Here is a 5,664-nt window from a genome sequence, read left to right as displayed (position 1 = left end):
GGTGACACCAAAACGCCGGAGAGCAAGGTGATGGAGTCCCTGCGCAACCTGGGAGCCGTGTGGGAGGAACTCTTCCCAGGCGAACAGGCGCGACTACTGCAACTGCTGGTGGACAAGGTGGATGTTAGCCTCCAGGGAGTCGTTGTGCACTTTAAATCCGGCGGGTTGCAGAGCCTCATGACGGAAATGGACATCGACAATGAAAGGAGTGTAGCATGAAAGGCACGTTGAGCGAAGACGGCAGCATTCTGGTGGTTCACATCCCCATGCGGCTCAAACGGTGGGGTGCCAAGACAGAGATCATCGCCCCGCCGGGTGCACCGGACTGGACACCGCCCCCACCGTCGCCCCAGCAGGCCATGCTCAGAGCGTTGGGACGTGCGCATCGGTGGCTGAAAATGCTGGAGTCAGGTCAAGTGGCCTCCATGCGAGAACTGGCTGAACAGGAAAAGATCGACAGCTCGTACATGTCCCGCATCCTGCGCCTGACGCTGTTGGCACCGGATATTATCCGTGCCATCTTGGATGGTCGGCAACCGGAGGCGCTCACCATGGCCGATCTCATGGAGCCGTTGCCGATGTTGTGGAGCGAGCAGAGGGAAAGACTGGGGTTTCCGGAGAGGGAGTAAGGCGTGGCACTGGCGGTTTATGAAGGGCACTGCCGCTAAATCAGAGATATCAGCGGCAAGAGTGCTGGGAATCAACTGGGCATTGCGTGTAACACCTCCAAACCGTTATGAGAACCCCCAACGTGCTCACGTTGGGCGACACACCCCCGTAGATCTTGCCATAAACGGTACAACAAACTGGAAATTCTGAAAGACTACACCTTGATTGCCCCCGTCACAGGTAGTAGCTTACCAGCCGTCAACACACTTTAGGAGGAGCACTGCCATGCCCTTAGCCGATAACAGGACGGAAATCACCATTAGCAAAAATCTTCGCGCACAAGATCTTGTCGGCCTGATCATGCAGTTTGCTGCAGGACGTAGCAGAGGCAACCAAGTGCGCTTCATTTTGCCTGGGGATGAAAATGATCGTTATCTGCTGCGTGTTTGGAAATTTCCCCAAGCCCTTGAGCGAGCTACCGGTATTCGGCTTTGGGACGCTGTAGACCCAGGGAGCCGACGCTATTTCGGCAATGCGGACGAGGTGACGATTAGTAATTTTATTGACACCCTTCCTCGACCAGAGCACCTTAATCATCAAAAATGGAATTGTGAGGTTTTAGAGGACTATTTTGCTCTTCGCACCTTCAAGCGGGGTGATAGATTGACCCGGGCTCTACCCAATGCTGAGATGCGCCGTTGGTGCGAACCCGCCATCACCAATTATTTAGATGGCTGTTTGTATGCACCGACCCATACGATCGCAACCCATATCCTTTTCGAGGCACTGGCCAACGCGGTAGGACACGCCGAGGCCGAGACAGTGCAGATGTCGGCCAACATCGGCGTTTCTCCAGAAGGGAAAAAGCAGTTTCATCTGTCGGTGTGGGACGACGGTGTTCCGATACCAAAAAAACTACGGGACAGTGAATATAAAAACGCTGGCCCTCAAGGACAGTACCAAGTAATTTTCAATGTGCATGAAGAGGGGGGCCATGTCAAAGAGGTCCGCCCGGCGGGCTTCCCTTCTCCCAAGGCCCACGATGGCGATTGGTTGCTCTCAGCGTTCTATCCTGGTCTGACCATCAACCCTAAAGGCGATGGCTTTGAGACCCGTGAGAATCCTGGACTCTATCCCGGCATGGGGCTCTATATCCTGCTCCAGGCCGCCACCTTTGCCTTTCGAGGGATAGTGGTCCTGACTGCTGCAAACTGGAAGATCTCGCTGGCCAAGGCCGTTCATCAGCCAGCATATCATGAGGTCTATGATGTGTGGATTATCCAGGAGAACGCTGAGCTCCGGCCAGTACACAGCAACCAAGTTCAGGTGGTTCTGCCCTTCTGTGTCCCTTGATCTCCTCTCTACCGTATTCCTTGCTGAGGCCTGTGTGTGACTGGAGAATAGCCGATGGTGTATGGCATCGTACCTGTTGAGTTCGGGGCGGCGGCACCCTCTACTCTATCTGTGGCTGCACCACAGGGCCAGACCAGTTTTTACCCCTGGTTGGCCGGCCAGTGGATAGGATCATCTGCCCAAACACCCTTGGCTCTTCATAGTCATCAGAACCCTTTGACAACCCTCCATTTAGCCATCAGCGAGACACAGGAAGCGTCGGTAAATGTGCGGTTCACAGCGTTTATTCATCCTTGGATAAGCGAAGTCACCCACATCATCCTGGACATGGGCTTTCCCGGCACCATTTCTGTTCGCCCCAAGATTAAACGGGCATTGGCAGAGTTAATGACGGCGTGTTTAGACCAAGATCCAGCACTGCACTGCCTAATTCTGGATACGGTGGAACCGGAGACTGCCTCCGACCTCTCGAAGCTGTTGATCTCCTCCCCTCATAAGGATCGGATTTCGTTTATTGCGGCAGACGGTTGGACCGCCAACCTTCACTTTTCCCTCGATAGATACCAGTACCGCTCTTTGCGTTTCCAACTGCAAGGTGATCCGGTCCAGCGCCTGCAGCAGAAGATGATTCGCCGCCTCGGCCATTTCGAACGCCACGATGGTCAATGTTCCCGTTTTTTCCTTGATGGTCACACTTGTGTTCCGGAGGTGGCTCATCTGATTCAAGAAGCGATCCGCCCGCATGGGGAGTTGCAATACCGTAGCTTCCCATGCCTGATTCTATTCGATGCCGATCCCTCCCCCTGGCTTCCCGAAGCACTACGAATGGTTCAACTCAATCTTACTTTGGCTGAACCGGCGCAGGATATCCAAACATTTTTATCTCGGAATCTCACTGCATTTGAGATCGCCAATTGGAAAGAGCCGCCACTATTGATTTGCTCTATGGTGGCAACCGGGAAAAAGTTGCAGGCGAATTTGGGGAATTGGATGGTAAAGTGCCCGATCATGCCCCGGGTGTTGACCGTGGTGCAGGCTGAAGAGTTCCGGCCTGATTCCATTGATGCATCGGGTCGTGCAGTAATCGATGTAGGGGAAAATGCGGTTACCATTCATCATCTAATGAAAGAACGCCTGGGACTTCGTCCCTCTGCGACCTGTGGGCACCTTACAGAGGGAACCCACAAGGCCGATGAACCGGAGCCTGGCTTGTTGTCGGAATCTCTCACTACCGCCCAGTTTTGGGACATGGTTACCGAAGTGGGATGGAGATCTGAACCGGACCAGGAGACACCAGGGACACGGGCAAAACTCAAGAGTGTACCGAATTTTCCTGCCATGCTAGGCCGCCATGGTGCTTGGTTAAGCGTAAAACTTTGGCAACAACTGCGTGAAATCAATCCAAAAATAGATGATGTCCCCGTTCTTTTGGTCTGTCCGGATGAAGAAGGTGCGAAAAAACTGGCTGAGAATCTTGACCTGACATTCGCCACTGCTCTAGTTGTGGCTATAGACACGAACACGATGGTTAGTCTGAGGAACCCGAATGCAGATATCTTGACTCTTCTGAGAAATTGGCAAATGGAAACCTCTAAGTTGCCATGGTTGGAGACTCTGGAAACCGCCGACAGGGAGTGTCTCGTGGTGATCTTGGAAGAGTTCCACTGTGGTGGCACCACCCGTAAGGTATTGCAGACCTTGCTGGAGCACTTGCGCCGGAAGGTGGAAGCACACTGTACCCTGGTAGATTTCAACCCAACCACCAATGGAGAGGCACACACCATTCCTACCGTTTCTCTCTACGCCATGCGTTGTCCAGGTTGTTGTGCCAATCATGAAGGCCCCATCTCCAACCGCGATCCTGCTCCAATTGTGTCCCAGGTAAACATCATTCTTAACGCCGCGAAAGAGGAAACTAATTGGCAAGGACATGATCTGCTGTTGGCAGATTTCCTCACAAAATTGCAAGGAGAAAGCCCCTTTCTTCCTGAAACAAAAACTAATCTTGCTAACAAAGCCCTGGATATTTTCCTGTTGGGCGACATGAACACCATGATGCGCCAGCTATTTGGAGCTGTGCTCTCTTCCCCTCAGATAGCTGAACCCCGGAAAACAAACGTGGATCTTCTCGTTGTAGCAGCCATTCCAGCAGAGCACGAGGCCATCATGATCGCTTTGGCTAGTACTCCAAACAGCATCCCCATTTACAGCGTGGGCGAGTACCGAATTCAGCGGCTAGAGTATACACTTGAGGCCGACCAGGAACCTATCACTATCATGGTGTGCTGGGGGAAGATGAAAGGCAATGTGGATATGGCAATCGCAACCCGCTCCCTGCTCGAACAGGTCACCCCAAACCACTGTTTCATGGTGGGTATGGCCGGCGGCTACGAAAAGACATTTTCTCTTGGTTCGGTAGCCATCTCCGAAAAGGTCATCTACTATGAACCGGCTCGCATGGAAGGTGAGGGAGAAGGAAAACCGCGTTATCCGCAACTAACGCCAAATATCTACAGCAGTCGATTGAACTATTTCTCCCCGGATCGTCAGGCCATTGCCCGCGCTGTGGAAGAGCGTCTGAAAGTTGATTCCGCGAGCAAACGACAAGAGATTCTGGATTATTATCAGAATGGGGATAAGTTTAGGATTAACTCATGCACTTTCATGACGGGGGAAAAGCTGTTTGCCATGGATGATGCTAGACCCTGGTGGGCCAAAATAATCCCAGGCATAAGACGCAAAAACGACATTATAGACCCCTTTTCACGATGGCAAGAAACCGTGGATGAAAGAGCAAATGCTGTCGAGATGGAATCTTTCGGTTTTGCCCGTGCCTGCGAGAGTGCTAGCGTTTCTTGGCTAGTGTTCAAAGGGATTGCCGATTTTGGCACTGCGGCGTCTAAAGGCCGCGGTGGTGATAACGGCGAGCGAAAAAAATGGCAGCAACCGGCCACGATGGCTGCCACCTTCACCATGCTAGAATTTCTTCGTCATATCCGAAAAGATGAACAAGTTAAGGAGTTGTAATTCCTATATCTCCTCTCTTCCACGGAGGAAATGACGTCACTCCAAATTGAAGGACGCAACGACTCAAACGCATCTCGTCCGGCCAATGCGACGGGGAACAACGCCAACCACCAGCGACTCAAACGCATCTCGTCCGGACAACGCGCCGAGAAACGACGCCAAACACCAGCGACTCAAACGCCTCCCATCCGGCCTACGCGACGGGAAACAACCCCATCCAGCGACTCAAACGCCTCTCGTCCGGCCAACGCGACGGGGAACAACGCCAGCACGTTCGGCCAAGCGTACCTCCCGCGACTCAAACGCATCTCGTCCGGCCAAATGCGACGGGAAACAATGACAGCAACCAGCGGCTCAAACGTATCTCGTCCGGCCAACACGACGGAGCAATGCCACCAGCGCATCAAACATCCCTCGTCCGGCCAACGCGACGGGGAAAAACGCCAAGCACCTGCGGCTCAAACGCATCTCATCCGTACAAATCGAGGAACACCGTATATATTTCCACCGGTTAAATGCGCATGGTGTCCCTCGACTCTTTAGGGTTTGATTCCAGAACATCCGGCTCAAACGTCAAACTCGCCAGACACATAGCAACGTAAGCGTCCATTTCTCCCCAGGGTATCCATTTATTTTGAGAGGTGAGACCATCCCAGAAAACACATTTTTCAGGAG

General features: G+C 52.9%; 3 protein-coding genes and 1 pseudogene. All 4 read left to right on the top strand.

What is annotated here, in order from left to right; all coding sequences use genetic code 11:
• Nucleotides 1-219, top strand: a pseudogene (locus EJP87_RS13535) (recombinase family protein); the annotation flags it as partial.
• Nucleotides 216-629, top strand: coding sequence for a hypothetical protein (locus EJP87_RS13530; RefSeq protein ID WP_130472401.1), 414 nt, complete (start codon nucleotides 216-218; stop codon nucleotides 627-629). The pseudogene EJP87_RS13535 and the gene EJP87_RS13530, both read left to right, overlap by 4 nt.
• Nucleotides 630-894: 265 nt before the next feature.
• Nucleotides 895-1,962 carry an ATP-binding protein gene (locus EJP87_RS13525; protein WP_130472400.1) on the top strand — a complete coding sequence of 356 codons (1,068 nt, stop codon included), beginning with the start codon at nucleotides 895-897 and terminating at the stop codon, nucleotides 1,960-1,962.
• Nucleotides 1,963-2,016: 54 nt separating this feature from the next.
• Nucleotides 2,017-4,989, top strand: coding sequence for a 5'-methylthioadenosine/S-adenosylhomocysteine nucleosidase family protein (locus EJP87_RS13520; protein WP_130472399.1), 2,973 nt, complete (start codon nucleotides 2,017-2,019; stop codon nucleotides 4,987-4,989).
• Nucleotides 4,990-5,664: the final 675 nt, after the last annotated feature.

It is taken from the genome of Candidatus Magnetaquicoccus inordinatus (assembly GCF_004217665.1).
In the GTDB taxonomy this organism is placed as follows: Bacteria; Pseudomonadota; Magnetococcia; order Magnetococcales; family Magnetaquicoccaceae; genus Magnetaquicoccus; species Magnetaquicoccus inordinatus.
Note: the sequence above shows the minus strand (reverse complement) of the source record. Positions and strands in the feature narration are given on the sequence as shown.